This window comes from Microbacterium esteraromaticum, from assembly GCF_028747645.1.
GTDB classification, from domain to species: Bacteria; Actinomycetota; Actinomycetes; order Actinomycetales; family Microbacteriaceae; genus Microbacterium; species Microbacterium esteraromaticum_C.
Genome location: NZ_CP118100.1, coordinates 696,243 through 719,156 on the forward strand (window position 1 = coordinate 696,243; position 22,914 = coordinate 719,156).

Annotated in this window: 19 protein-coding genes; 13 read left to right on the forward strand and 6 right to left on the reverse strand. The window is 64.7% G+C overall.

What is annotated here, in order from left to right; all coding sequences use genetic code 11:
- Positions 1-43 precede the first annotated feature (43 nt).
- Together PTQ19_RS03155 and PTQ19_RS03160 are read left to right on the forward strand one after the other, a co-directional pair.
- Positions 44-1,696, forward strand: coding sequence for an ABC transporter ATP-binding protein (locus tag PTQ19_RS03155; RefSeq protein WP_274368419.1), 1,653 nt, complete (start codon positions 44-46; stop codon positions 1,694-1,696).
- A 482-nt stretch (positions 1,697-2,178) separates the two neighbouring features.
- Positions 2,179-2,604 carry a polysaccharide pyruvyl transferase family protein gene (locus PTQ19_RS03160; RefSeq protein ID WP_274368420.1) on the forward strand — a complete coding sequence of 142 codons (426 nt, stop codon included), beginning with the start codon at positions 2,179-2,181 and terminating at the stop codon, positions 2,602-2,604.
- Positions 2,605-2,625: 21 nt separating this feature from the next.
- On the opposite strand, the gene PTQ19_RS03165 is transcribed toward PTQ19_RS03160, so the two are convergent.
- Positions 2,626-3,459 carry a glycosyltransferase family 2 protein gene (locus tag PTQ19_RS03165; protein ID WP_274368421.1) on the reverse strand — a complete coding sequence of 278 codons (834 nt, stop codon included), beginning with the start codon at positions 3,457-3,459 and terminating at the stop codon, positions 2,626-2,628.
- Positions 3,460-3,913: 454 nt separating this feature from the next.
- Positions 3,914-6,130, reverse strand: a complete 2,217-nt coding sequence (locus tag PTQ19_RS03170) for a glycosyltransferase (RefSeq protein ID WP_274368422.1) — start codon at positions 6,128-6,130, stop codon at positions 3,914-3,916.
- Between the two features lie 368 nt (positions 6,131-6,498).
- Here PTQ19_RS03170 and PTQ19_RS03175 point away from each other — a divergent pair, with 368 nt between their 5' ends.
- The 4 genes from PTQ19_RS03175 (at position 6,499) to glmM (ending at position 10,707) form a co-directional block, all read left to right on the forward strand.
- On the forward strand, positions 6,499-8,163 hold the full coding sequence (locus tag PTQ19_RS03175; RefSeq protein ID WP_274368423.1) for a choice-of-anchor G family protein: 1,665 nt from the start codon (positions 6,499-6,501) through the stop codon (positions 8,161-8,163).
- Between the two features lie 209 nt (positions 8,164-8,372).
- Entirely contained in the window at positions 8,373-8,819 is a 447-nt protein-coding gene (gene rplM, locus PTQ19_RS03180; RefSeq protein ID WP_179409016.1) for a 50S ribosomal protein L13, read from the forward strand.
- A gap of 26 nt (positions 8,820-8,845) precedes the next feature.
- Complete coding sequence (gene rpsI / locus PTQ19_RS03185; RefSeq protein ID WP_179409015.1) at positions 8,846-9,331, forward strand: 30S ribosomal protein S9; 486 nt, start codon at positions 8,846-8,848, stop codon at positions 9,329-9,331.
- A 17-nt stretch (positions 9,332-9,348) separates the two neighbouring features.
- Positions 9,349-10,707, forward strand: a complete 1,359-nt coding sequence (glmM, locus tag PTQ19_RS03190) for a phosphoglucosamine mutase (protein ID WP_274368424.1) — start codon at positions 9,349-9,351, stop codon at positions 10,705-10,707.
- A gap of 64 nt (positions 10,708-10,771) precedes the next feature.
- Here the strand turns inward: glmM and PTQ19_RS03195 are convergent, their stop codons facing one another.
- On the reverse strand, positions 10,772-11,245 hold the full coding sequence (locus PTQ19_RS03195; protein ID WP_274368425.1) for a VanZ family protein: 474 nt from the start codon (positions 11,243-11,245) through the stop codon (positions 10,772-10,774).
- 48 nt (positions 11,246-11,293) lie between these two features.
- The gene (locus tag PTQ19_RS03200) at positions 11,294-11,767 is read right to left on the reverse strand and encodes a VanZ family protein (RefSeq protein WP_274368426.1); all 474 of its coding nucleotides are present in this window, start codon (positions 11,765-11,767) and stop codon (positions 11,294-11,296) included.
- Between the two features lie 54 nt (positions 11,768-11,821).
- On the opposite strand from PTQ19_RS03200, the gene PTQ19_RS03205 reads away from it, so the two are divergent.
- The 6 genes from PTQ19_RS03205 to PTQ19_RS03230 are packed head-to-tail and all read left to right on the forward strand — an operon-like array spanning position 11,822 to position 19,385.
- Positions 11,822-13,150: a UDP-glucose dehydrogenase family protein gene (locus PTQ19_RS03205; protein ID WP_274368427.1), complete on the forward strand. Its 1,329-nt coding sequence runs from the start codon at positions 11,822-11,824 to the stop codon at positions 13,148-13,150.
- The gene (locus PTQ19_RS03210) at positions 13,092-14,351 is read left to right on the forward strand and encodes an acyltransferase family protein (RefSeq protein ID WP_274368428.1); all 1,260 of its coding nucleotides are present in this window, start codon (positions 13,092-13,094) and stop codon (positions 14,349-14,351) included. Before PTQ19_RS03205 ends, PTQ19_RS03210 begins: the two co-directional genes overlap by 59 nt.
- 34 nt (positions 14,352-14,385) lie before the next feature.
- Positions 14,386-15,801, forward strand: a complete 1,416-nt coding sequence (locus tag PTQ19_RS03215; protein ID WP_274368429.1) for an O-antigen ligase family protein — start codon at positions 14,386-14,388, stop codon at positions 15,799-15,801.
- Positions 15,771-17,360, forward strand: a complete 1,590-nt coding sequence (locus PTQ19_RS03220) for a polysaccharide biosynthesis tyrosine autokinase (RefSeq protein WP_274368430.1) — start codon at positions 15,771-15,773, stop codon at positions 17,358-17,360. The genes PTQ19_RS03215 and PTQ19_RS03220 overlap by 31 nt, the downstream gene beginning before the upstream one ends.
- A complete protein-coding gene (locus tag PTQ19_RS03225) occupies positions 17,353-18,513 on the forward strand; it encodes a glycosyltransferase family 4 protein (protein WP_274368431.1) in 1,161 nt (386 codons plus the stop codon). Before PTQ19_RS03220 ends, PTQ19_RS03225 begins: the two co-directional genes overlap by 8 nt.
- A 14-nt stretch (positions 18,514-18,527) precedes the next feature.
- Positions 18,528-19,385 carry a polysaccharide pyruvyl transferase family protein gene (locus PTQ19_RS03230; protein WP_274368432.1) on the forward strand — a complete coding sequence of 286 codons (858 nt, stop codon included), beginning with the start codon at positions 18,528-18,530 and terminating at the stop codon, positions 19,383-19,385.
- A gap of 3 nt (positions 19,386-19,388) precedes the next feature.
- Here PTQ19_RS03230 and PTQ19_RS03235 read toward each other — a convergent pair whose 3' ends face one another.
- Positions 19,389-20,438: a glycosyltransferase family 4 protein gene (locus PTQ19_RS03235; RefSeq protein WP_274368433.1), complete on the reverse strand. Its 1,050-nt coding sequence runs from the start codon at positions 20,436-20,438 to the stop codon at positions 19,389-19,391.
- A 165-nt stretch (positions 20,439-20,603) separates the two neighbouring features.
- Between PTQ19_RS03235 and PTQ19_RS03240 the strand changes: the two genes are divergently transcribed.
- The gene (locus tag PTQ19_RS03240) at positions 20,604-21,722 is read left to right on the forward strand and encodes a hypothetical protein (RefSeq protein WP_274368434.1); all 1,119 of its coding nucleotides are present in this window, start codon (positions 20,604-20,606) and stop codon (positions 21,720-21,722) included.
- Here PTQ19_RS03240 and PTQ19_RS03245 read toward each other — a convergent pair.
- On the reverse strand, positions 21,698-22,909 hold the full coding sequence (locus tag PTQ19_RS03245; RefSeq protein WP_274368435.1) for a hypothetical protein: 1,212 nt from the start codon (positions 22,907-22,909) through the stop codon (positions 21,698-21,700). The two genes, PTQ19_RS03240 and PTQ19_RS03245, sit on opposite strands and share 25 nt — an antisense overlap.
- Between the last annotated feature and the right edge of the window lie 5 nt (positions 22,910-22,914).

The window sequence follows — 22,914 nt, forward strand, 5'->3', positions numbered from 1 at the left end:
CGCAGGGCTTGACACGTTGGGTGTGGCGGCAATGGTACCGCTGATGGCACTGTTCACGAGCGGCGATGTAACGTCTGGGCCGGTCGGAGCGATGGCGAGAATCCTCGGAACGCAAGACGAGGCGCACCTCACCATCGCGTTTGCAGGGTTGGTCGCGTTCGTTTTCATTCTCAAGAGCGTGTGCACTGTCCCCTTTCGTTGGTGGCTCGTCGGGCGGACAGCGCGTATCGCGGCTGACGCGGCCGCTGAGCTGATGCGTAGGTACGTCTTGTCGCCATATGAGGCCCATCGGAGTCGCCGACTCTCGGAGGTGTATCGCAATATTGGCGACGCGACGGGACAGGCGTCGACCGTGCTCCTTGGACTTGTTGGGCTCTTCTCGGATTTGCTTGTCTTGGCGGCGCTGGCCTTGATCTTGCTCTGGATGTCGCCAGTAGAGACACTCATTGTGATTGCCTTTTTCGTCGTTCTCGTGGCGGGAATACAGCGTCTCCTGCGCAGCCATCAGGTTCGCCTCGGAGAGGATCTCGCCGAGATCAGTTTGCAGGGGTGGCAATACCTCATGCCCGCATTTGACGGTTTCCGTGAGGCCAGACTGACTTCGAGTGGCAGCTCCTTTGTGGACGGATACCGGGATGCGCGGCGCAGAGGCGCGCTCGTGAGACGATCTCTCTCGGTGCTATCAGAGCTACCAAAGTATCTGCTCGAGATCGGCTTCGTTCTCGCCATCGTCGCAGTCGCCGCCATTCTTTTCAGCACGGGCAGTAAGGACCACGCACTTTCTGTACTCGCGGTCTTTGCTGCGGCGTCGCTGCGTGCGCTTCCTACAATGAATCGCGTTACGGCAACGTTTGGTGCAATCCGTGGGGGGCAGGCGGGCCTCCGAATCGTCTCGGAGACGGTACAGGAACTCGATGCTGGGGCCGATCATGAGGAACAGCCGCGTGGTGATGTGGTGTTCGGGGGGGATATCATTCTGGACGGTATCTCGTACCGCTATCCGGACGCCCCCGCGCTGGTCGTTCGTAGCCTCAGCGTCAGAATCCGAGAGAATGAGACCACGGCCCTCGTGGGGACGAGCGGCGCTGGCAAGAGCACCATTCTTGATCTATTGCTTGGCCTGCTGCCTCCTTCGGAAGGGAGTATCACGTGTGGTGGCCGGCCGATCAGCGACGACCTTGCGGCCTGGCATGCCACTGTCGGCGTTGTACCACAGGACGTCTTCCTGCTGAACGCGACCCTTGCTGAGAACATTGCGTTCGGCGTACGAGCTGAAGAGATCGATATCGAACGAGTGCGTGAAGTTCTGGGGCTCGCGGAGCTCTCCGATGTAGTGCGACGTCTTGCAGAGGGAATCGATACCGTTGTGGGTGAGCGAGGAGCGCGGATGTCAGGTGGCGAACGGCAGCGCATTGGGCTGGCGCGTGCGCTGTACCGTCGTCCGAGCCTGCTTGTGCTTGACGAAGCCACTTCGGCTCTAGACAACCGCACTGAGAGCGAGATCGGCGAGACCCTCAGGCACCTCAGCGGCCGCATGACGATTGTCATCGTGGCGCATCGCCTATCGACCGTGCGCGACGCCGACAACTTGGTCTTTCTGAGTCGTGGCGAAGCAATGGGCGAAGGAACGTTCGAGGAAGTTCGAAGGCATGTGCCGGAGTTCGAAGAGCTCGTCAGGCTGGGGGAGCTCTCATGACGAAGACTGTTACCGTGCCGGGTGCACTCCAAGCGCGCGTCAGTAAAGCGCGACTGCTTGCGCGCTATGCAGTGACGCCCGGCCTATGGCCCACTTGTGCACCCGTCCGAACGTTCTGGTTCGATGGCGAACCGAACTTCGGGGATCTGCTTACCCCACTTGTGCTTCCTGCCTACGGTGTGGCACCCCTACGATCGTCATACCGCCGGGCGCAAATGGTAGCGATCGGTTCCATCACTGACGGGCTTCCAGACGGATACGGTGGTCTGATCTGGGGATCCGGAAGCTTTGGGTGGGAACAGAACGACCTGAGCGCTGCCAAGGTCCTTGCGGTTCGGGGCGCGAACACGAGAGCGCTCTTCGAGTTCTCGGAGGACGTGCCTCTGGGGGACCCTGGCCTGCTTGTGTCGAGGGTTCTACGAGCCGGACGCACGCACAACAGAATTGGAGTTGTAGCTCACTACTCCCATATTGAGCATCCCGTGCTCAAGTCGATTCTCACGCGGCTCGGTGCGCGCGGTGTGGCCATTGATGTGCGAGACAAGCCAAGAAAAGTGTGCAGACAGATCTCCGGTTGCTCGGCGATCATTTCTACCTCGCTGCATGGTCTAATCGTCGCGGATAGCTACGGGGTGCCAGCAGCTTGGTCGATGCTACCTCCCACCCTCTACGGTGGTGATTTCAAGTTCCTGGATCATGAGTCCGTAGTGCTCGGGGGGAGCCGGCACCGGCGGGTCGTGATTTCTGGCGACGAGAGCTACGACGAGCTGATACAGCTGGCCGAGCCGGCTGACCTCGCCCGCGTCAGAGACGCAGTTGTAGGTTTGGAAGCCTCAATCGCGAGGCTTCGTGAGCACCTGCCCGACCGGATTAGCCCGTTGCGGCTGGTGCGATGGCGGGGGCGCTGATCATGCGCTCGAAAGGCTGTATCATCGCCGGAGCCAGCCGCGGAGCCTGGACTTCACCGTATCGATGTGCCGGTACGCGTAGCGATAGGCAGCGAGAACCTCACGTGTGCTGATCAGTTCATCAACAAGCTGATCCATGTTTGCTGCTACGAGGTCCGGGTTCTCTCTGAGTACTAGTGCCCTTGCTTTAGTGAGCAAGCGCGGGTCGCGGACCCGGTGGGTTACTTGTCCAGAGTGGAACCTGTGTCGGACAACAACCTCATCAAGAGTCGTGACCCTACCACCGTCGCGTAGCAGGCGGAGCCAGAACACCCAGTCTTCGCCGATGGCGACGCCTTGCGGGAATCCTCCGACGCGCTTCCAGTCCGCGACTCGGAAGCCAGAAGCGGTCGCGATCATTGAGCTACTCCACATGGAGCGCCGGTCTTGGTTGCCAGGGCTCACGGGATCACTCTGGTGTCCATCGCTGAAGTTAATCCCCGCGCCCGTCACGATAACAGAGGCGGGGTCCCTGTCGAACGCGTCTGCGATGAGCCGCGGAGCGGCCGGTTCAATCAAATCATCCGCGTCGAGTGCGATGGCATACGGGGTTGCCAACAGCGCGATTCCTGAGTTTCGGGCTGCGCTCACACCCTGATTTGACTGGCGCAACACCTGAAAACCGTCGCGCTTGAGTTCGCGCAAGGCGCCAAGCGTCTCGCGACCTGTTGAACCATCATCGACCACACAGACGTTATCGCATCCGCCCAGAGCCGTCCGTGCGCTGTGCGCGGCGTCGACAACGAATCGCCCCACATTGTACGTGGGTATGACAATACCGATTCGCGTCTCGAGTCGTAGAGATGTTTTGCTCACCTTGATCTGCTCCCGCTGATGTCGAATGTGATGACGGCATGGGCACGAGCGCGCTTTAGATCAGGCGCCCGGAAGTGCTGCCCACACCCGTGCACGCGCGGTCGTGCCTGGTCAGCGCTCGCTCGGTAGCTCGTGTGTAGCGCTCCGCGCTCTTGTGGGGGTCTGGCCAGTGTCGGGTACCTTCGGCACCATCGAGAGTTGCTCTCGCGCCAATGACTAGGACATCGCTTAGCAGTCAATCTAACACTTCGGATATCCGGCATCCTCCGATACGCAGGGGCAGCGACCGCGGGTGCGCCAGAGCGAAGCGGTTCCTGACCGTCGGAAGCTCATCAATGTTGGATCTGGGATCTTGAGGAACTGACCTTGCTGACTGCTGCCAACGCAAAGGGTCATCTGATCCGCAAGCGCCACGAACTGGAGGGGAAGGGTATTTTCCCGGTTGCAGCAAGGCTCACGGCTGGTCTTTCAGAGGGAGTTCGGCCGGAGCCGGAGCGCTCAGGAAACGATAGCGCAGGTGACCGTCGACGGCGCCAAATGCCCACCCGATATCCCTGGCTGCAGAGAAGCGCGTCGACGGTTTGATCAAACGCCATCCGCTGCTGAGCGAGCGAGCGAGATCCCTCAACGACCCTTTAAGACTGATCGGAGCGAGCTCACCGTGGGCGCTGTGACGAACCCAGAGTAGTATCCGAGTCCGGTTTGAATGAAAGCGCTGTCTTGCCGCATCTCGAGCGCGGTCGCGTTGATGGTAGTCAAGCATCGCTTCCTGGACCCCGTGAAGCGTGTATCCCGCTTGCTGCAGACGCCAGCAGAAATCAACCTCCTCGTGCCCGCGCATGAAGGTCTCGTCGAACCCGCCCACCGAGATGGCTGCTGCTCGCCGGACGCCCATGCATCCGCCGAGCACATACGGCAGGTAGCCCAGCACAGTTCGCGCGGCTGGTGCGTGATCTTGCTCACGTTCGAGCGCGCTGTGTCCACTAACCACGCTGGAGATGGCGCGGCCGCCGACCACATCTGCGCTGTCCAGTGCAGCGATGAGGTGCTGCGCCCAGTCGCCTCGGACTTCATCATCCGCATCGCAGATCAGAATCTTGTCGCATCTCGCATGGAGGATTCCTACGTTGCGTGCATGACTAACGCCGGCGCGATCTCCCGAATCAACGACACGCAATGAAGCGAACGCCTCGCGGTGCAATCGGGCGACTCTACGAGTCTGATCGACAGAACCATTGTCCGAGACGATCACCTCGAGGTGTGCGGCCTCTGATTGGCGTGCGAGTGCCTCTAGTGCTCGTCCCAAGGTGGCTTCACCGTTTCGCACCGGAATCACGACTGAGGCAACAAGGTCAATATCTGGAACATCGGAAGATGGTGAGGAGTTGGGGCCATAGACACGAGCGACACTGCGCTTGAATGAACGCAAGCTGTATTTCTCCTGAGCCCAACGGCGACCGGCTTCGGCAGTGCGTACCGAGGGTTCTGATTTCTGTAGTGCTTGAACGAGACGCGCTGAGAACTCCGCGGGGTCGTCGGTCGAGGACGGGGTGAAGTCCGCGTCGCCGATGCCTTCGGCGCCAACGGAAGTCGTCACCAGTGGTATCCCTCTAACCAGTGCGTCTAGAACCTTGAATTTGATGCCTGCTCCAAGCCGAAGCGGGGCCGCCACAACCGTGGTCTGGTCGTACAAGCCATCGATATCAGCGACGAAGCCCCGTACATCGACTCCCTGAAATGTCGAGAGCAGCTTGCGTTGGGATTCGCTCACTTTCCCGGCCACGACGAGCCGAGCATGCGGAACTGCTGCTCGAACTGCAGGCCACACCTGGGAGACAAGCCAGCGCACACCATCCCAGTTCTCAGGTCTTGAGAGTGGCCCGACGACGGTAACGGCCGGGAGGCCTTCAGGTTGTCGGCGCTCCGCAGGCGCCGAGATCGGCGGATCGATGACTGTGACGCGAGCGCGGTTGGGTAACAGGCGACGGTCCTTCTCGCTGAAGACCACGACGGTGTCGGCCTTCGGGAGAGAGAACCGCTCGATGGCGCGAGCGTGGGATACGCCACAGAGCAGGCGAACCCGTCCACGGAGCGACCGTGTTGCTCGGAGTCGACGGCCGAGTGCTTGGCTGGGGACATCGTGGGGGGTCGCAACCACGTGAGCATTAGGTGCGCTGCGCCTGATTCTCCGCGCGAGCGAGGTCATCCCTGGCCACTGAAGATCCACGATCTCCGCCTGCGCAAGCATGGAAACAATGTCGGGATCCCGAAGAGCCGCTTTGAGGAACCCTGCGGGGGGCGTGGTCGGGAGCGTTCTGTGGACGAACGCGCCGAGCCTGGCGCGGATTCTAGTGGGGTGGTCGCTGGCAACAGGGATCAGCCGGTGTCGACCAACCCCAGGCGTCGTCGAGGCGCGGCGGTTCATCGGCGCATCGGGGGCGACCACGAAGACGTCATCGCCGAGCTCTTTTGCGAGTTGGTTCAAATACTTGACGCCTGCGTTGTCGGGCTCGGGATCCGGAAGATGCAACGAGATGCAGACCACGCGAGGACTTGTGCGGTCGCCCTGGCGTAAAGGCGCGGCATAGCGCGAGTTCATTGCAGCCCATTTCCCCCAGCGCTTGCGGCTGTAGTCCATCCCCATGCAAAGACCTTGCATGTCTTCGCCCATGGGCATCCTATCGCGCACTGTCGACGCTGCCGCTCGAGGTTCCAGCAGAGGCCCGAGGGGTGCGCTCCGGTCAGATGGCCTGCAGCTGAGGACCGTCTCGTTCCACGCGAAACGAGAGGCGCCGCGCATGCGGTTGTGCGTGGGGGCACGTGAACGCATGAGAAGGCGAACCCGCCGGATGTCGGTGTCACAAGCAAAGTCAAAAGTACGTTTTCTATTCACTGTCTATTAATAACCAGTGCATTGTCTATGCGTGGTCGCTACTGTGATCGCTGACGGGCGCCGAGCCTGTCAGCACACGGCGGCCGGTCCGGCCTGCCGTGCCATCGAGGCGCCGCTTTGCGGCGTCGACACGAAAGGCAAGACATATGGTTGACAAGTCTGGTGATCACACCGAAGCGCGCACAGGACTCTCTCGCCGCAGCGTCATGAAGGGGGCTGCCTGGACGGTGCCCGCGCTGATGGTCGCGACAGCATCGCCCGCCTACGCACTGAGCTGCGTCGAAGGGCAATGGAACGCCGTCGGGCGCGGCAAGCTGCTCAGTGGTGGGCTGTTCAACGTGAACCTCGACACCCTGGCGTCGGTTAACGGCACGATCGCCTCGGCGCCCGCAGCGGTGACCGAAACCGGGTTCGTGCACGGCCCCGGCGCGGGGGGAGACCCCGACACGTACGCCAACCCGCTCAGCATCACCGCGCTGGGAGCGATCACCGTCAACGCGACCGGTCTGACGACCACCGTGTCGCAACTGCTCGGACTCATCGCGAGCGCGCCTGACGGCACCGGGCTGCTCAACCAGTTTGGGTATGCGCAGGGCAACGGGCTGTCGAAGGGCGCCTCGGGCTACGTCGCAGACAACGGCACTGTGCGCATCGCGCCCGCCGGTGGATACCCGCAGGTGGCCAGCCTCGACCTCAAGCAACTCCTCACCCCGCTGCTGGGCTCTGCCACCACAGGGTTTCTGGCGAACGTCGCCAACCTGAACCTCGACGTCGGGGCGATCGTCGGGCGCAGCATCTTCGAGCAGATGTGCAACACTGCCGTCACCCCCGACGGGTACGCGCTCACCCGCGAATACCTGGTCGCCTACCTGCGGGTGGCGCTGACCTCACCGCTCATCGGCAACGTCGTTACCGCTGTCGCAGACCTGGTGCCCAACCTTGTGGTCGACACCGACGCCGTGTGGGACATCCTGCGTGCGGTGCCACTGCTCGGCGACGTACTTGCTGCGCTGGCTGGCGAAGTGCTCACCGTGCAGGTCACGGCCGACGCCGGCGATCTCGTCACCGCGCTCACCGCAGCCCCCGTGCCCGACGGAGCTGACCAGCCGATCAGCCTCGCGCTCGGCGATGGCACCGCCATCATCGACCTGTACAAGCTGCTGGGTGGTGCCTTCCCCGGTGGGTGGTCGGCGATGGCCAACTCGCTTCCGGCCAACTCGATCCTGTTCGTCGACTACCCCCTGCCCACCGATGCGCTGGCGACATTCATCGCCGACCTGCAGCAGACGATCATCGACCGCATCGAAGATCACGTCAGCATCAAGATCAGCGTCGGCAACACCGACGGGCTGCTGGCAACGGGCATCCTCATCGAGGGAACCCTGCGACAGTTCCTCGACGGAACAGCCACGGCGATGATCAAACTGCTCGGCATCCCGCTCAACCTTGGCGCGGCACTCGGCCCGCTGCTCGCCAGCCTCGGTGATCTCGTCAGGGGCACCATCTTCGCCGCTGGGGGAGTGGTGGCGCTGGCGCTCACCGCCGTCAACGATCTGCTCGCGGCACTGTTCGATGCGCTCAAGAACGTGCTCAACCTCACGCTGAACGTGCAGAACAAACCTGAGCACAACAACGCCCCCGCCATCGCCAACCACCGCACGCCCTGGCCGTCGCGCTGGACGACCGGCCCGCAGGCACTGCAGGTCGGCCGGTACGACGTGGCCGCGCTCGGAGTGAGCGCGGTCGGACTGCTCGACGTACTCGACCTGTACCTGGCCCGAGGCAGCGTCGGCCCGCACATCGGCCGGTAATCGCAGAGTGGCGGTTGCATAGCACTCCCGCTTTGCAACCGCCACTCCGGTGGCGTACGCTAACCCTTTGGTGCCTGGCATCCGACTCGCTCGGGTGGCGGGTACGACGAACGTGAGCCCTCCACTGGCGCGTGTTTCGCTGAGGCGAAACCCACCCCGGAGTGGGATTCACGAACCTCTCCGTTCGAATCTATGAAAGCAGCACTATCGTGACGCGCACTTACACCCCGAAGGCCGGGCAGGTCCAGCGTGACTGGATCGTCATCGACGCCACCGACGTCGTTCTCGGCCGCCTGGCTTCGCACGCAGCAGCAATCCTGCGTGGCAAGCACAAGCCGACCTTCGCTCCCCACGTTGACACCGGCGACTTCGTCGTCATCGTCAACGCCGACAAGGTCGCCCTCACGGGTCAGAAGCTCCAGAAGAAGATGGCTTACCGTCACTCGGGTTACCCGGGCGGCCTGAAGTCTGTCTCGTACGCCGAGCTGCTCGAGAAGAACCCGGTTCGTGCCGTGGAGAAGGCCGTCCGCGGCATGCTCCCGAAGAACACCCTGGGCCGTGAGCAGCTGTCGAAGCTGAAGGTGTACGCCGGTGCCGAGCACCCGCACGCCGCTCAGCAGCCCACGCCGTACACTCTCGACCAGGTCGCCCAGTAAGCGCCGTAAAGACTAAGGACATACTCGTGGCTGACATCCAGGAAACCACTGACTTCCCGCAGAACTTCTCCACCTCGACCCCTGAGGCCGAGACGGTGGAGTCGGCTCCTCGCCCCGTTCTCTCGGTTCCCGGCGCTGCCGTGGGCCGTCGCAAGCAGGCCATCGCCCGCGTGCGCCTGGTTCCCGGCTCGGGCACCATCACGGTCAACGGCCGTACGCTCGAGGACTACTTCCCGAACAAGCTGCACCAGCAGCTGATCAACGACCCGTTCACGGTGCTGAACCTCACGGGTGCGTACGACGTCATCGCACGCATCTCGGGTGGCGGCGACTCGGGCCAGGCCGGCGCTCTGCGTCTCGGCATCGCTCGCGCGCTGAACAACATCGACGCCGAGAACAACCGCCCGACCCTTAAGAAGGCCGGCTTCCTCTCGCGCGACGCTCGCGTCATCGAGCGCAAGAAGGCCGGCCTCAAGAAGGCCCGCAAGGCTCCTCAGTACTCGAAGCGCTGATCCGCTCAGTTCCTTCCATGGCACTGTTCGGTACAGATGGCGTGCGGGGGCTGGCCAACGGCCCCCTCACCGCCGAACTCGCGCTCACCCTGGCCCAGGCGACTGCTGTCGTCCTGGGCCAGGGCCGTATCGCCGAGGCGCGTCGCGCCGCCGGCAAGCGGCTCACCGCTGTGGTCGCTCGCGACCCGCGGATCTCCGGTCACTTCCTCAGCGCCGCCGTCGAGGCGGGGCTCGCCTCGTCGGGCGTGGATGTGCTGGATGCTGGCACCCTGCCGACCCCGGCAGCGGCCTTTCTGATCTCTGACATCGACGCCGACTTCGGTGTGATGATCTCGGCCTCGCACAACCCGGCGCCGGATAACGGCATCAAGATCTTCGCCCGCGGCGGAGTGAAGCTGCCCGACGAGGTCGAACAGCGCATCGAAGCCGCCATGAGCGGCCCGAAGCTGCAGCCCACCGGTGCCAACGTCGGCCGCGTCAGCCGCTTCTCCGACGCCGAAGACCGCTACGTGATGCACCTGCTGGCGTCGCTGCCGCATCGTCTCGACGGCCTGCACGTCGTGCTCGACTGCGCCAACGGAGCGGCATCCGGGGCATCCCCCGAGGTGTTCAGCAACGCCGGAGCGAAGGTCACCGTGATCGGTGCCGACCCCGATGGTCTCAACATCAACGACGGTGTCGGATCGACCCACCTCGACAAACTGGCCGCCGAGGTCGTGCGCGTCGGCGCCGATGTGGGCATCGCCCACGATGGCGACGCCGACCGGTGCCTCGCTGTCGACGCAGAGGGGAACATCGTCGACGGCGATCAGATCATGGCGATCCTGGCGGTCGCGATGAAGAGCCGCGGCAAGCTCGTCGAAGACACGCTGGTGGCGACGGTGATGAGCAACCTCGGGCTGCACATCGCCATGCGCGAGAACGGCATCACGGTGCGCAAGACCGCTGTCGGTGACCGGTACGTGCTCGAAGACATGAACGCCGGCGGCTACTCGCTCGGCGGCGAGCAGTCGGGTCACGTCATCATGAGCGACTTCGCCACAACCGGTGACGGACTGCTCACGGGCCTGCACCTGGTCGCCGAGATGGCGCGTCAGAAGAAGACACTGGCCGAGTTGGCATCGATCATGACGGTGTACCCGCAGGTGATGATCAACGTCAAGGATGTCGACAAGGACGCCGTGTCGGATCACCTCGGCGTGCAAGAGGCGGTCAAGTCGGTCGAGGCCAGCCTCGGCGAGTCGGGCCGCGTGCTGCTGCGTAAGTCGGGCACCGAGCCGCTCGTGCGTGTGATGGTGGAGGCGGCGGATGCTGAAACCGCGAACGCCCACGCCGCATCACTTGCCGATGTCGTGCGCAAGCACCTGACGCTCTGAGATCACGCGTTGAAGAAGGCGGTCACCGTTGGTGGCCGCCTTCTGCGTTCCCCTGCCGGCTCTCTTAGCGGTTCACGAACTCCTGCGCCCCAGGCGCTGTCTCTCGCGTGCGTGGCCACCGTCTGACGAAGAGGCGTGCGATCAGGCATCCGATCGCCGTGCCCAACGTGTTCGCGACAAGGTCTGAGAGCGTTGGATAGCGGCTGGGCAGCACTGTCTGCACGAGTTCGATCGTCGCACTCGCGGCGTACCCCACGAGCAACACGACCCAAGCGTTGTTGCGGGGCCACGCGGCCACCAGCAACAACCCGAGCGGTACGAACAGGGCGATGTTCGCCACGAACTCGAACAGCGTGTACGTCGTCGCCATTGAGACATCAGCGCGGGCGCTGACGAACTGTGCCAGCCGGTAGACGATCCCTGTCACCTTCGATGCCGCCGTCGCCGGCAACCAGACGATCAGCATCAACGCGATCGCGTACGGAACGATCATCAGTCGCGCTGCGATCGTGAAGAACGACAAGCGTGGTGCAGGCATGAGCATGAGCGTAGGGGAGGGTGCCCGGGAGCGCCCTGTGCAGTCGCGTCAGTCTGGGCTGTCTGCGCGTGCCGACGCGCTGCGCGCCGCCGCGACGCACAGGCGCCGAGCGGCGATGACGACGCCCACGCCGACCGCCGCGCCGGCCGTGTTTGCCAGCACATCGCCGACCGACGCGACGCGCGGCAGTGCCAGCAACTGGACGACCTCGATCGTCGCCGAGACCACCGCGACGGCCGTGATCCACTGCCACCACTTCACCCGTGGCCACAGCGCAGCAGCCAAGGCGACGGGGACCGCGAAGAGCAACACATTCAGGGCGATCTCGTAATGCTCCAGCGCGACCCAATCGGGCGCTCCAGCGTCACGGCCCGCGTAGAAGAGCCACACGACGAAGCGGTTGAGCGGCCAGCCGATCGGCAACAGCACGAGGGCTGCCGCGCCCGCGACACAGACGGTAAGCGCGACGAGCAACGGCCCACGGCCGCGGCGCGGCGGTCTATCGGCGTTGCTGCGTGACATCTGACCATTCTGCCGCGGACCCGACTGTCGGGCCGCGCAGCTACGATCGACCTCATGAAGCTATCCGTCATCGGGTGCGGCTATCTGGGGGCCGTACACGCCGCGGCCATGGCATCGCTGGGGCATCAGGTCATCGGTATCGACATCGACGCCCGTCGCGTGGCCATGCTGTCCGCAGGCGAAGCACCGTTCTTCGAACCGCAGCTGAACGAACTGCTGCGCGCGGGGATCGTAGCCGGCAGACTCTCGTTCAGCACGCACATTGACGAGGCCCGCGGCGCAGACGTGCACTTTCTCGCAGTGGGCACGCCTCAACGACGTGATGGTTCCGCCGCCGATCTGCGCGAGGTCGAGACCGCGGTCGCCGAACTGGCGGACGTGCTGCAAGCGGGAGACGTCGTCGTTGGAAAGTCGACGGTTCCGGTGGGCACCGCGCAACGCCTAGCGACCACCGTGGATGGCGCAGGCGCGGCGCTGCTGTGGAACCCCGAGTTCCTGCGCGAAGGGTGGGCGGTCAAAGACACCATCAGCCCCGACCGAATCGTCGTCGGCGTCGCCACAGACGAAACCGGCACACCGACGGACCGTGCGCAGGTCGCGGCCGACACCCTGCGCGGCGTGTACACCGACGCCGTCGACAACGGCGTTCCGTTTCTCGTCACCGACTACGCGACATCAGAACTCGTCAAGGTCGCGGCGAACGCGTTTCTCGCAACCAAGATCTCGTTCATCAATGCCATGGCAGAGATCGCCGAGGTGACCGGTGCCGATGTCATGACCCTCGCCGACGCCCTCGGGCACGATGAACGCATCGGCCGACGGTTTCTCGGCGCAGGGGTGGGATTCGGGGGCGGATGTCTACCGAAAGACATCCGCGCCTTCGTCGCCCGCGCCGAAGAACTCGGCCGCGGAGAATCCGTCAGCTTTCTTCGTGCCGTTGACGAGATCAACCTGCGTCGTCGCGACCGCGCCGTCTACCTCGTCGAAGAGGCGCTCGGAGGGTCGGTGTTCGGCAAGCGGATCACGGTGCTCGGCGCGGCGTTCAAACCCCACAGCGATGACGTGCGCGACTCGCCCGCACTTGACGTCGCCGCCCGGCTGCACGGGCTGGGCGCAACCGTCGTCGTCACTGACCCCGCCGCGATCGACAACGCCCGGCGCGTCAGCCCGCAGCTGACGTACGTCGCTGGCCGCGACGAAGCGCTGCGCGATGCGGATGCTGTCGTGCTGGTCACCGAATGGGACGAGTACCGCCGTCAATTGAGCCCTGAGCACCTGGCGACTCTGACGCCCGGTCGCATCGTCGTCGACGGGCGGAACTGTCTTGATCCCGCTGTCTGGCGCGCCGCCGGCTTCCACTACTACGGCATGGGTCGGCCCTGAGCGTCTGGGCGGCTGCGGCGAAGGGGATGATCGCATGCACAGGTCGCAAACTGCGCGTGGTGCTGTAACGAAGGCGCTGTCGCGGGACCGGATCGCGTCGATCGATGGCCTGCGGGCGCTCGCGTTCGCACTGGTGTTCGCATTCCACACGTGGGAGTTCGCCGGTTCACCTGACATTCCTGTGCTGTCGTCAGTCGTGAGCCAGAACACGCGCCCCGACTTCTTCGTCGTGCTTACGGGGTTCGTGCTCGCGCTACCGTTCGCCCGCAATCCCGACCGGCAGATTCACACGGCGACCTACTTGCGCCGACGTGTCAGGCGCATCGTACTTCCCTACTACGCTGCACTCGCGTTCGCTGTCTTGCTGCCGCAGTTGCTGGTCTTGATCGTGCGCATGCTGGGCGGGCAAGCCAGCTGGCAGCCCTGGCCAACGTGGCAGAACTGGGCGTGGCATCTGTCGTTCCTGCACATCTTCTCGCCGGAGTACTGGGCGGGGATCAACGGCAGCTTGTGGACGATGTCGCTCGAGATGCAACTGTACGTCTTGTTTCCGCTGGTGCTCGTCATCATCAGCAGGTGGGGCATCGGCGGGATCATCGCAGTACTCGGCGTTTCGTTGGCCTACCGCCTGATCGCGGGACTTGCTGTCGAGGGGCAGGGATTCCCCATGGAGTTCCTCGTCGGAGCGAACGGGCTGGGACGCCTGCAAGAGTTCCTCGCGGGCATGCTCTGCGCTGCGTTCCTCTTTCGCCGCGGGGTGAAGCGCCGCGTGGAGTGGTGGATGTTGGCCATCGGTGTCGTCGGCGGGTATCTTCTGGCCAACTCGCCGCTGTCGGCGTTGACCTACTTGTCGGTTCGCGAGATCGGCCTGGCCGTGGCGTTCTCCTCGTTGATCGTCCTCGTGCTCTCGACCCGCCTCGGTGAACGTGGCTTCGGGAGTAGACCCGTCAGTTGGGTCGGCTACCGCGCGTACAGTTTCTTCTTGATCCATCAACCGCTGATGTGGTTTTTCTCGGAGTTCCTCACGAAGATGCTCGGCATCGACGACGGCGCGTTGAAGCTTGTACTTCTGTGGACCGTAGGTTTGGCCATCACGGTAGGGGTGGGGCAGATCTTCTTCGTGCTGATTGAGAAGCCCTGCATCGCCTGGTCGAAGCGCACGCCGCGTTCGGCGAAGCGTGCGTATCCGGTGGGATACTGAGGCGTTGAGGGGCTCCGCGGGGAAGGGGAACGCAATGGCGCTTCGTCGTACTGCTGTCGTCGATGCCCTCGGCCGCGCCTGGGCGAACCTCTGGCGGTGGACGCTGTTCGCCATCGGCACGTTGCTGGCTGTGTACTTCTTGCTCGACAGGGGACTCGCCGACGGCGCTACGACAGCGATTGCGCTCGCGATGATCGTCATCGGCGTGGTGCTCACACCCCGGCATCCGATGATCCTCCCTCTGTTGGCCATCCCCGGTGCGTTTGTGACAGCGCGGGTGAGCATCGGCGTCGGGGATCTCACCGTGTCTGACCTCGCGATCACCCTCGGCTTCGTCATCGTTGTGTTGCTGTCGCGGCGTGACTTCAGCCCGACCATGCGTGCCATGCTGTGGCTGAACGCGATCTACCAGTTCGCCACGCTGTTCACCGTCATCGTCAACCCGTATCCGCAGAACACCGTCGAGTGGTTCCACGCCTGGTTGCTGATCAGCGGGGCGTTGCTGCTCGGCTGGGGGATCGGCCGCGCAGGACTCATGCGTACCGGACTCATCTTGATCGTCGTCACTGGCCTCGTCGTCGCTCTCGGAACGATCGCGACCGCCGCCGTCGTGTTCGTTACTGAGGGGTTCCGCCCGATCTATCCCCGCTGGCCGTGGCCGATGCACAAGAACTTCGCTGGTGCGGCCCTGGCCTTCGCGATCCTCGTCGTGTTCATCAAACCGCCACATGCGCGCCTGCCGCGAAAGCTGACGGTGCCGTCGCTGTGGGTCATGCTGGCAGCGCTGGCACTGACGCAGTCCAGACAGGCGGTGATCGGACTCGTCGTCGGCATGCTGATCTACGTCTTGCGATCAGGAGCAGGGCGACACAAGGTACTGGTCGTACTTCTCGCTGTGCCCGGCGCCGTGCTGATCACCGACAGCGTGATCGGGCAGATCGAGTCGCAGAACCGGTTCAACTCGACATACCAGCGCTTGGAATGGATGCGCGAGGTGTACGCGCTCTGGAAGCACGAGCCGATCTTCGGCCATGGACTGCGGTATTGGTACGTGCATCCAACGGCGAACTTCCAGCCGCCGCAGGCGGAACTCGAAGTCGTCGCCTCGGCAGGGCTCGTCGGCCTGGCAGGTTTCGGTGTGATGTGGCTCGGGTTCCTGATTGTGCTGTGGAAGTTCTGGACCAAGCATCCCGCCTTTGGAGCCCTCGCCTTCGCCGCCGTGATCTCACGTCTGGTGACCGCTCAGTTCGACCTGTTCTGGGTTGCCGCGCAGGTGTCGATCCCGTTCCTGATCGCCGGTATCTGCCTGGGCGCCCAGGTGTGGTGGCGCGAACAGCATCCGGACGGTCAAGAGCAACCGCTCGGCGCCAGTCGTACGCAGTCTTCTATGATCGACAACCAGGGGAAGATGGGGGTGGCATGGAACTCCGCGACTATGCGAACGCGCTGAAGCGACACTGGTTCGGCATCGTGCTGATGACGGTACTCGGACTGGCGGCAGGGTACGGCTGGGCAGTGCTGCAGACACCGGTCTATCAGGCAGATGCGAGCGGTGTGGTGACGGTCGCCACCGAGCCTGATCCCGAGATGCAACTCATCCCGGGGGCGAACGACTCGATCGCGAAGTCGCGCGTGCCGACGTTCGTCGAGATGGCGACCTGGCGCAATGTCGCAGAGAAGGCCGCTGACGCGCTGGGTCTCGACGTGGCGCCCGAGCAACTCGTGCGCCGCATCACCGTCGACAACCCTGACGGAACGCCAATCATCAAGATCACCGCCGAAGGCCCGACTGCAGAGGGCGCGCGCGACCTTGCTGAGGCCTGGGTCATCGGGCTCGCAGCGACGATTGATGAGCGTGAGGGCGTCGAAGAGCTGGGCTCAGCGCTGATCACGGTCGAGCTGGCGGAGTCGGCGGCGCTGCCATCGGCGCCATCGTTTCCGGATGAGCGCATGGCTCTGATCGTCGGCGGCGTCCTCGGTCTCGGCATGGGGATTGCGTTCGCTCTCGTGCGTGCGGTGTCGGATCGCCGCGTGCGTGCCCGCGATGACGTTGAAGCGCGGCTGGGGCTCGCTGTCGTCGGAACCTTGCCCGCCGCCGGTGAAGTGCAGGACGGCCAGCGTCTGCTGGCGGGAGACCAGTCGGGCACGAAGTCGAGCTACGCGATGCGCGAGGCGCTGCGGGTACTGCGCACAAACCTGCAGTTCATGAACGTTGACAACCCGCCGCGCATCATCGTGGTGAGCAGCGCGCTGCCCGGCGAGGGCAAGTCGACCGTGTCGGCGAACCTCGCAGCCACACTTGCCGCCAACGGCGTGCCGGTGGTGCTCGTCGATGGTGACTTGCGACGACCGACGGTCGCCAAGACGACCGGCGTCTCGGCGACGTCTGGGCTTACGGATGTTCTCGCAGGACGGGCGAACCTCGTCGATGTGCTGCAGAGCTCGCCGCAGATGCCGAACCTGACTGTCTTGGTCGCCGGAACTATCCCACCGAACCCGAGCGAGGTGCTCGGTTCAGCGAAGATGAAGGCGACGCTTGATGAGCTTGCTGAGCATGCGACGGTCATTGTCGATGCGCCGCCATTGCTTGCCGTCACGGACGGCGCTGTGCTCGCGCACCAGGCGGACGGCGTGCTGCTCGTGGTCTCGGTCGGAAAGACGACGTACGACTTGGTTGAGAAGGCGCAGGATGCCCTGACAAAGGTGCACGGTCGACTTCTTGGCTTGGTCTTGAACCGTGCGCCGTTGACCGGGGCGGAATCGTCGGTCTACACGTACGAGTACGCACCTGCTCATGAGAAGAAGAAGAGCCGGTTGCGCTCCACGAAGGCGGACGACACGGAACAGGCACAGGAAGGCCCTCGGCGGGCTGATGCCACCGCAGACAATCCGCTAGCCACGATCACCGATGACAACGATGCGACGGACGAGGGGTTCGACGAGCTGCTCAAGGGCGCCACGGTCGAGACACCTGCGCGCCGCAAGCAGCGCAGCTCGAAGAATGGCTGACATAGCCGCGTATCGCGTTGCGCTGATCACATCGTCGTTCGCACCGCACATCGGGGGTGTGGAAGAGCACGTGGCTCAGGTCGCCCGTGAGCTGACGGCGAGCGGCCACGTGGTCGAGGTCTGGACCGTCGACCGCGGCGTAGTTCCCGAGCATCCGTTCCTCGCCGCAGACGGTGCCGAGATCGCAGTTCGCTACCTGCCCACACCGTTGCCGGCACGTTCACTCTCTGCGATGGTTGGTTTCGCGTGGCGTTGGCCATCCGCCTGGCGCGCCTGGCGACGCGCGCACCGGCGCCTGCGTCCGGACGTACTCCACGTGCACTGCTTCGGCCCGAATGGCATCTATGCAGAGGCGCTTCACCGTCAGCACCGCACCCCGCTGATCGTCACCTCGCATGGCGAGACGATGGGGGACGACAACGGCGTGTACGCGCGGTCGGCGCTATTGCGTGCGCGGCTGCGCCGTGCCATCACCTCGGCATGCGCGGTTACAGCACCGAGCCGCTACGTGCTCAACGACCTGCGATCCGAGTACGGCTTGCATACCGGCATCGTCGTGCCGAACGGAGTGGATCTCGACGTCCAATCGGCGCAAGTGCCGAAGACGGGTGACTACTTCTTCGCGGTTGGACGCCTGGGACACCCCAAGGGCTTCGATCTACTCATCGACGCGTTCGCGCGGCTGGGTGATGAGGCCGCTCGGCTCATCATCGGTGGTGACGGCCCTGAACGCGGCGCGCTGCAGCGGCAGGCCGAGGCGGCGGGAGTCGCCGAGCGGGTGTCGTTCACAGGTCGGCTCTCAGCCGATCAGGTCGATGGCTACATGCGTGGCGCTCGCGCTGTGGTCGTTCCTTCGCGTTCCGAAGCCTTCGGCATCGTTGCACTAGAGGCCTGGCGTGCGGGGGCTCCGCTGGTGATGACCAGTCGGGGCGGCGCTGCCGAGTTCGTGACTGACGGTGAGGACGGCGTTCTCGTCGACCCGACCGACGTCGACGCGTTGAGCGAAGCGCTCGCACAGGTGGGGAACGATCCGAAGCTCGCCGACCGACTGCGGGCGAACGGGCCGGCGCGGGTGCGCGACTTCACCTGGCCGGCTGTCGTTGCGCAGTACCTGCGGTTGTACGACCAACTGCCAACGGAGCCCTCTCGATGAGATACGAAGGTGCAGTGCGACGACGCATACGCCAGGTGCGTCGGCTGGGGACAGCGGCGCTGCAACCCCGCGCCTGGGGTGCGCCGGTCGTGCCGGCGTACTGGTGGGATGGCCACCCGAACTTCGGAGACGCCCTCACGCCGTGGCTGCTGCCGAAGTACGGGATCGTGCCGCTGTACCGTGAGCCGCGCCATGCGCGCTTGATCGGCGTCGGCAGCTTGCTGGAGTTCTGTGCGGAAGACTACGACGGCGCCGTCTGGGGCACGGGCCTGATGACCGACGTCGAACGGCGGATGCCCCACGTGCAGGCGCTTGCCTTGCGCGGCCCCCTGACCGCGGAACGTATCGATGTGTCGGGGGTGGCATACGGTGACCCGGGTCTACTGGTCTCCCGTCACGTCGCCCGACCCGCGCGCCGCGCCGCCATCGCAGCGGTGCCGCACGGACATCACCGCTCTCACGCCGGTCTGGCCGCGTTGTTGAAGAGCGAACCGGGGCGCGTGCGCGATGTGAACGTGCACCGCGAGGCGGCGCCGACTGTGCGCGAGATCGCCATGTGCGAGACCGTGCTCACCACGTCGTTGCACGGGCTGATCACCGCCGACGCGTACGGCATCCCCGCGGTGTGGACCGCTCTCGAACCGGCGCTCACCGGCGGCACCTTCAAGTTCCACGACTACGAGGCAGCCGTCACTCCCGGACGCACCCGCTACGTCGACTTCGACGACCTTCGCACGCTGGACGACGTGCAGCGGTTTGCATGGGCGGCCGATGCGTCACGGGTGGCCGAGTTGTCGCGGGGACTGGAGGCGTCGCTCGACGGCCTGACACACGCCGGCCGCCGCTTTCCGCTCGGAGTGCTCGGCGTATAGGCGTCAAGCGAGCGAACGCCAGACCTCGGCGTGGCCCGCGGCTGAGCGCTCCCAAGTGAACTCGGCGGCGCGAGAGCGCCCCGCGTCGATGAGTGCAGAGACTGCGGCATCCGCCGACGTCACCTGCAGCAGGCCGTCGGCCAGACCCTCAGCGGTCGGGGCTACGAGAAGGCCCGCCTTGCCGACGACTTCGGGAAGGCTGCTGGTGTCCGCTGCGACCACCGGCACGCCCGCGGCCATGGCCTCGAGCGCCGGCAACCCGAATCCTTCGTAGAGCGACGGGACGACGACCGCCGCCGCTGACGCCACGACGCCCGGCATCAGCTCATCGGGGAGCCGCCCCAGCAGGGTGGTGCCCGGCATGCCGTCGAACAGCTGCGTACGGCGGGGGTGGGCCGGGCCGGCGAGGGCGAGCGTCCACCCGGGGCGTTCCCGGTGCACCCGTGGCCAGGCCTCGGCGAGTGCCGCGAGATTCTTGCGGGTAGCGGCCCCTCCAGCGTGCAACACGTAGGGTCCTTCGAGGCCGAGCCGTGCGCGATCCGCGGCATCGAGTGGTGTCGCGGTGAAATAGCGCGGATCGACACCATTCGGAACGACATGCGGGTCTCGCACGCCCAAGAACTCGACGGCTTCGGTGGCCGTGAACTCCGATACGCAGATGACTGCGGCCGCCCGCCGCGCCTCTTCTGCCGCGGCGGGTACGGGCGCTGACTCGTCGGCGAAGCGCCACGCGACCACATCGTGCAGCGTGATCACGTCGGCGTGCGGTGACGGCGGCAGCTCGAGCGAGGTGCGGTGCGACACCGCGTCGCCGCGGAACAACGTGCGGCCCAGTTCACGGCGGACGGATGCCGGTGCCTTCGCCACCCGTCCCATGGGCAGACGCCGATTCCCGGGTAAGGGAGAGCGCATCGACCGGAACACCAGCTCACGCATCGACCACGCCGGTCCCATCGCATCCGCCGCGCGCGCGATCACCTGCGCCTCGTAGGCTTGCGCACCCATCGGTGTGTCTGTCGCGATGCGCGCGATGCTGAGCCGTGGCTGTGACATATTGACCCCCGAGTGTTCTCGCCCCGTTCCATCATGGACGAACGACGCGACTCCTAGACTGACGACATGGGGTCTGGGGAACACACAATCGCTGTTGGGAGACCAAAGGTCACGACCAGCGACGGCACCGCGCGATGGTCAGTGCCCGTCGTGGGACCGAAGGGGATGCCAGAAGAGATCTGGTACGAGGTGCCGGCTGCGTACGCCGACATGCTCACCGAACGCGTTGACCCTGCCTTGATCGCGCTCACCATTCCCTCGATGCGGCTTCGTGCACCGCTCACCTTCGAAGGCACAGTAACTGATGAGTTGGCTTTCGCGCACAGTGACTTGCGCGCTCTCTACTCAGCGAGCGGTGGCCGAGCGCCGGTGTCGGTCGACTTCCACGACACCGCGCCTGCTGACGCGTCCGGGACAAGCGTGGCGGCCGGATTCTCTGCGGGAATTGACTCGTACGCGCTGATGGCAGAACACCACTATGCGTCAGATATCCCTCCGCAGCTCCGGCTGACCCATCTCTTGTTCAACAACGTCGGCTCTCACGTGCACGGGCGAGAACAGCTGTGGCGCACGCGTCTGCGCAGGGTGGTCCCGGTCGCCGACGCGCTGGGGCTCCCGATGATCCCCGTCAACTCCAATCTTGACGAGATCCCTGCGCCCGGGGTGTCGTACGAGCCGCTCAGCTCACCGGCGAATGCCTCTGTGGCGCACGTGCTCAGCGCGGGGCTGCGGTCATGGTACTTCGCGTCGAGCGTCGAGTACCGCCGAGTGGGCGTAACCCCCAACGCGTACAACTCGGCATTCGTCGATCCGATTGCCTTCCCGCTGATGTCGACCACGTCACTCTCATTGCGCGTTGCCTCGTCACGCATGCGACGCATCGACAAGGCTCGCGTTGTCGCGGACCTGCCTGATGCATGGACCTCGCTTGATGTGTGCATCGAGGTCGAACCCGGCGCAAAGACCAACTGCGCCCAGTGCTGGAAGTGCCGGCTGACACTCGCCGCGCTTGATCTGCACGGGGCCGTGGACAGGTTCGAGTCGCAGTTCGACCTCAACCGCTGGCGTGCGGACCGAGAGCGCTACTTGGCGCGCGCGAGCCTCGTCAAAGGGCCGGCTCTCGTCCGTGAACTGCAGGAGCTGATGGACGAGGTCGGCTACGAAGTCTCGCCATCGGCGAGAAGATATGCCGCGCGAGAGATCGCCGCTGAGGCACTCGAACGGCAAGTTCTGCGCGTTAAGCGTCGCGGTGGTCGTGCCTATCGTCGAATCACGCGTCGGTAGCGGCGCACAACGGCCCGCTGTACCCTGCCGGAGAAGGCGTGGATACGGCGCCAACCGGCGGGCACAGCATGGATGATCACGCGACGCGGCACGCGATAGCCACGTTGCGTGATGAGTTCGCGCAACTCAGCCATGAGTAGGTCGTCGCGGTCTGTCAAGACCTCCCACAGGTAGGCCTCACGGATCGTCGCCCAATGGTTGAGGTCGAAGATGCTGCGGTACCGGTCGGACACACCGAGGACTTCGAGAGCCAGGAGCGTTCGCCTGCACTTCTTGCAGTCCGAACACTGTTGCGCGCTGGCCGTCTCGATGTTGCTGCAAACGTCGAGATACTCCCACGACAGGGGAATGTCTGCGACCATCGCGGTCTTGTCCACGCGACGCAGCGCGCCACCGGAATCACGCGTCGTCAACATCGTCGTGCTGAACAAGCCCAGCGCGATGGGATCCACGAGGGCTGCCGCACCAGGCTGGACCGCGATGGCTCGGTAATCAAACGCTGAGGCGTACAACCACGTACCGATGCCACGGCTGAGCAGATACGCGACGGAAACGTTGCGTGGAGTGTGAGTCAGGAAGAACCACAGCGGGGGCGCGTAGAACGCATCGAGGTTCGAGTCGATGTCGATCAGCGGTAACCCGATGCGGTGGACGGAAGGCGAGAGCCTGGCCAGACGCTCCCTGGCGAGCGCATCGGCTTCAGGGCCCCAACCGTGTGACCCGACGTTGTTGAACAACAAGTGGGTTACGCGTTGGGTCTCGGGCACGCGCTCGGCGTAGTGATGAGTCGCCAGGACCGCAAACGAATCGACGCCGCCGGAGTAGCCGGTGGCGACGCCTTCGGCGCGTGGGCGTGCCGGAGACGTTCGCGACGTGGTGAGGGGTTGCGGCGCTCCTCGACCGTTCTCGGCGTACAGCGCCTGGATCTCGCTGAATGCGGCGACCAACTCGTCGGTGACGACTCCCTCGACGGTGATCGGCGCGCGCAAATGCATCGACGGGATCATGAGCGCGATCACGGCTGCGTCGGCTCGATCGCAGAGCATGTCCGCGTACCTGGTGGGTATGGAGTACCAGAGGACTTCTGGGAGCCCCTCGCCGGAGACCGGCACCGACCATCGTGTGCGGTCGCCGAGCGTGACGATCGTTGGCATGCCGATCGTGATCTGAGGCTGGCGCTCACTCATGGCCC

What these genes read in the sequence shown, in the direction of transcription:
- PTQ19_RS03155 (WP_274368419.1), top strand. Translation starts at nt 44, where the DNA reads ATGGCACTGTTCACGAGCGGCGATGTAACGTCTGGGCCGGTCGGAGCG.
- PTQ19_RS03170 (WP_274368422.1), bottom strand. Translation starts at nt 6,130, where the DNA reads ATGGGCGAAGACATGCAAGGTCTTTGCATGGGGATGGACTACAGCCGC.
- PTQ19_RS03175 (WP_274368423.1), top strand. Translation starts at nt 6,499, where the DNA reads ATGGTTGACAAGTCTGGTGATCACACCGAAGCGCGCACAGGACTCTCT.
- glmM (WP_274368424.1), top strand. Translation starts at nt 9,349, where the DNA reads ATGGCACTGTTCGGTACAGATGGCGTGCGGGGGCTGGCCAACGGCCCC.
- PTQ19_RS03195 (WP_274368425.1), bottom strand. Translation starts at nt 11,245, where the DNA reads ATGCCTGCACCACGCTTGTCGTTCTTCACGATCGCAGCGCGACTGATG.
- PTQ19_RS03200 (WP_274368426.1), bottom strand. Translation starts at nt 11,767, where the DNA reads ATGTCACGCAGCAACGCCGATAGACCGCCGCGCCGCGGCCGTGGGCCG.
- PTQ19_RS03205 (WP_274368427.1), top strand. Translation starts at nt 11,822, where the DNA reads ATGAAGCTATCCGTCATCGGGTGCGGCTATCTGGGGGCCGTACACGCC.
- PTQ19_RS03215 (WP_274368429.1), top strand. Translation starts at nt 14,386, where the DNA reads ATGGCGCTTCGTCGTACTGCTGTCGTCGATGCCCTCGGCCGCGCCTGG.
- PTQ19_RS03220 (WP_274368430.1), top strand. Translation starts at nt 15,771, where the DNA reads ATGGAACTCCGCGACTATGCGAACGCGCTGAAGCGACACTGGTTCGGC.
- PTQ19_RS03225 (WP_274368431.1), top strand. Translation starts at nt 17,353, where the DNA reads ATGGCTGACATAGCCGCGTATCGCGTTGCGCTGATCACATCGTCGTTC.
- PTQ19_RS03235 (WP_274368433.1), bottom strand. Translation starts at nt 20,438, where the DNA reads ATGTCACAGCCACGGCTCAGCATCGCGCGCATCGCGACAGACACACCG.
- PTQ19_RS03240 (WP_274368434.1), top strand. Translation starts at nt 20,604, where the DNA reads ATGCCAGAAGAGATCTGGTACGAGGTGCCGGCTGCGTACGCCGACATG.
- PTQ19_RS03245 (WP_274368435.1), bottom strand. Translation starts at nt 22,909, where the DNA reads ATGAGTGAGCGCCAGCCTCAGATCACGATCGGCATGCCAACGATCGTC.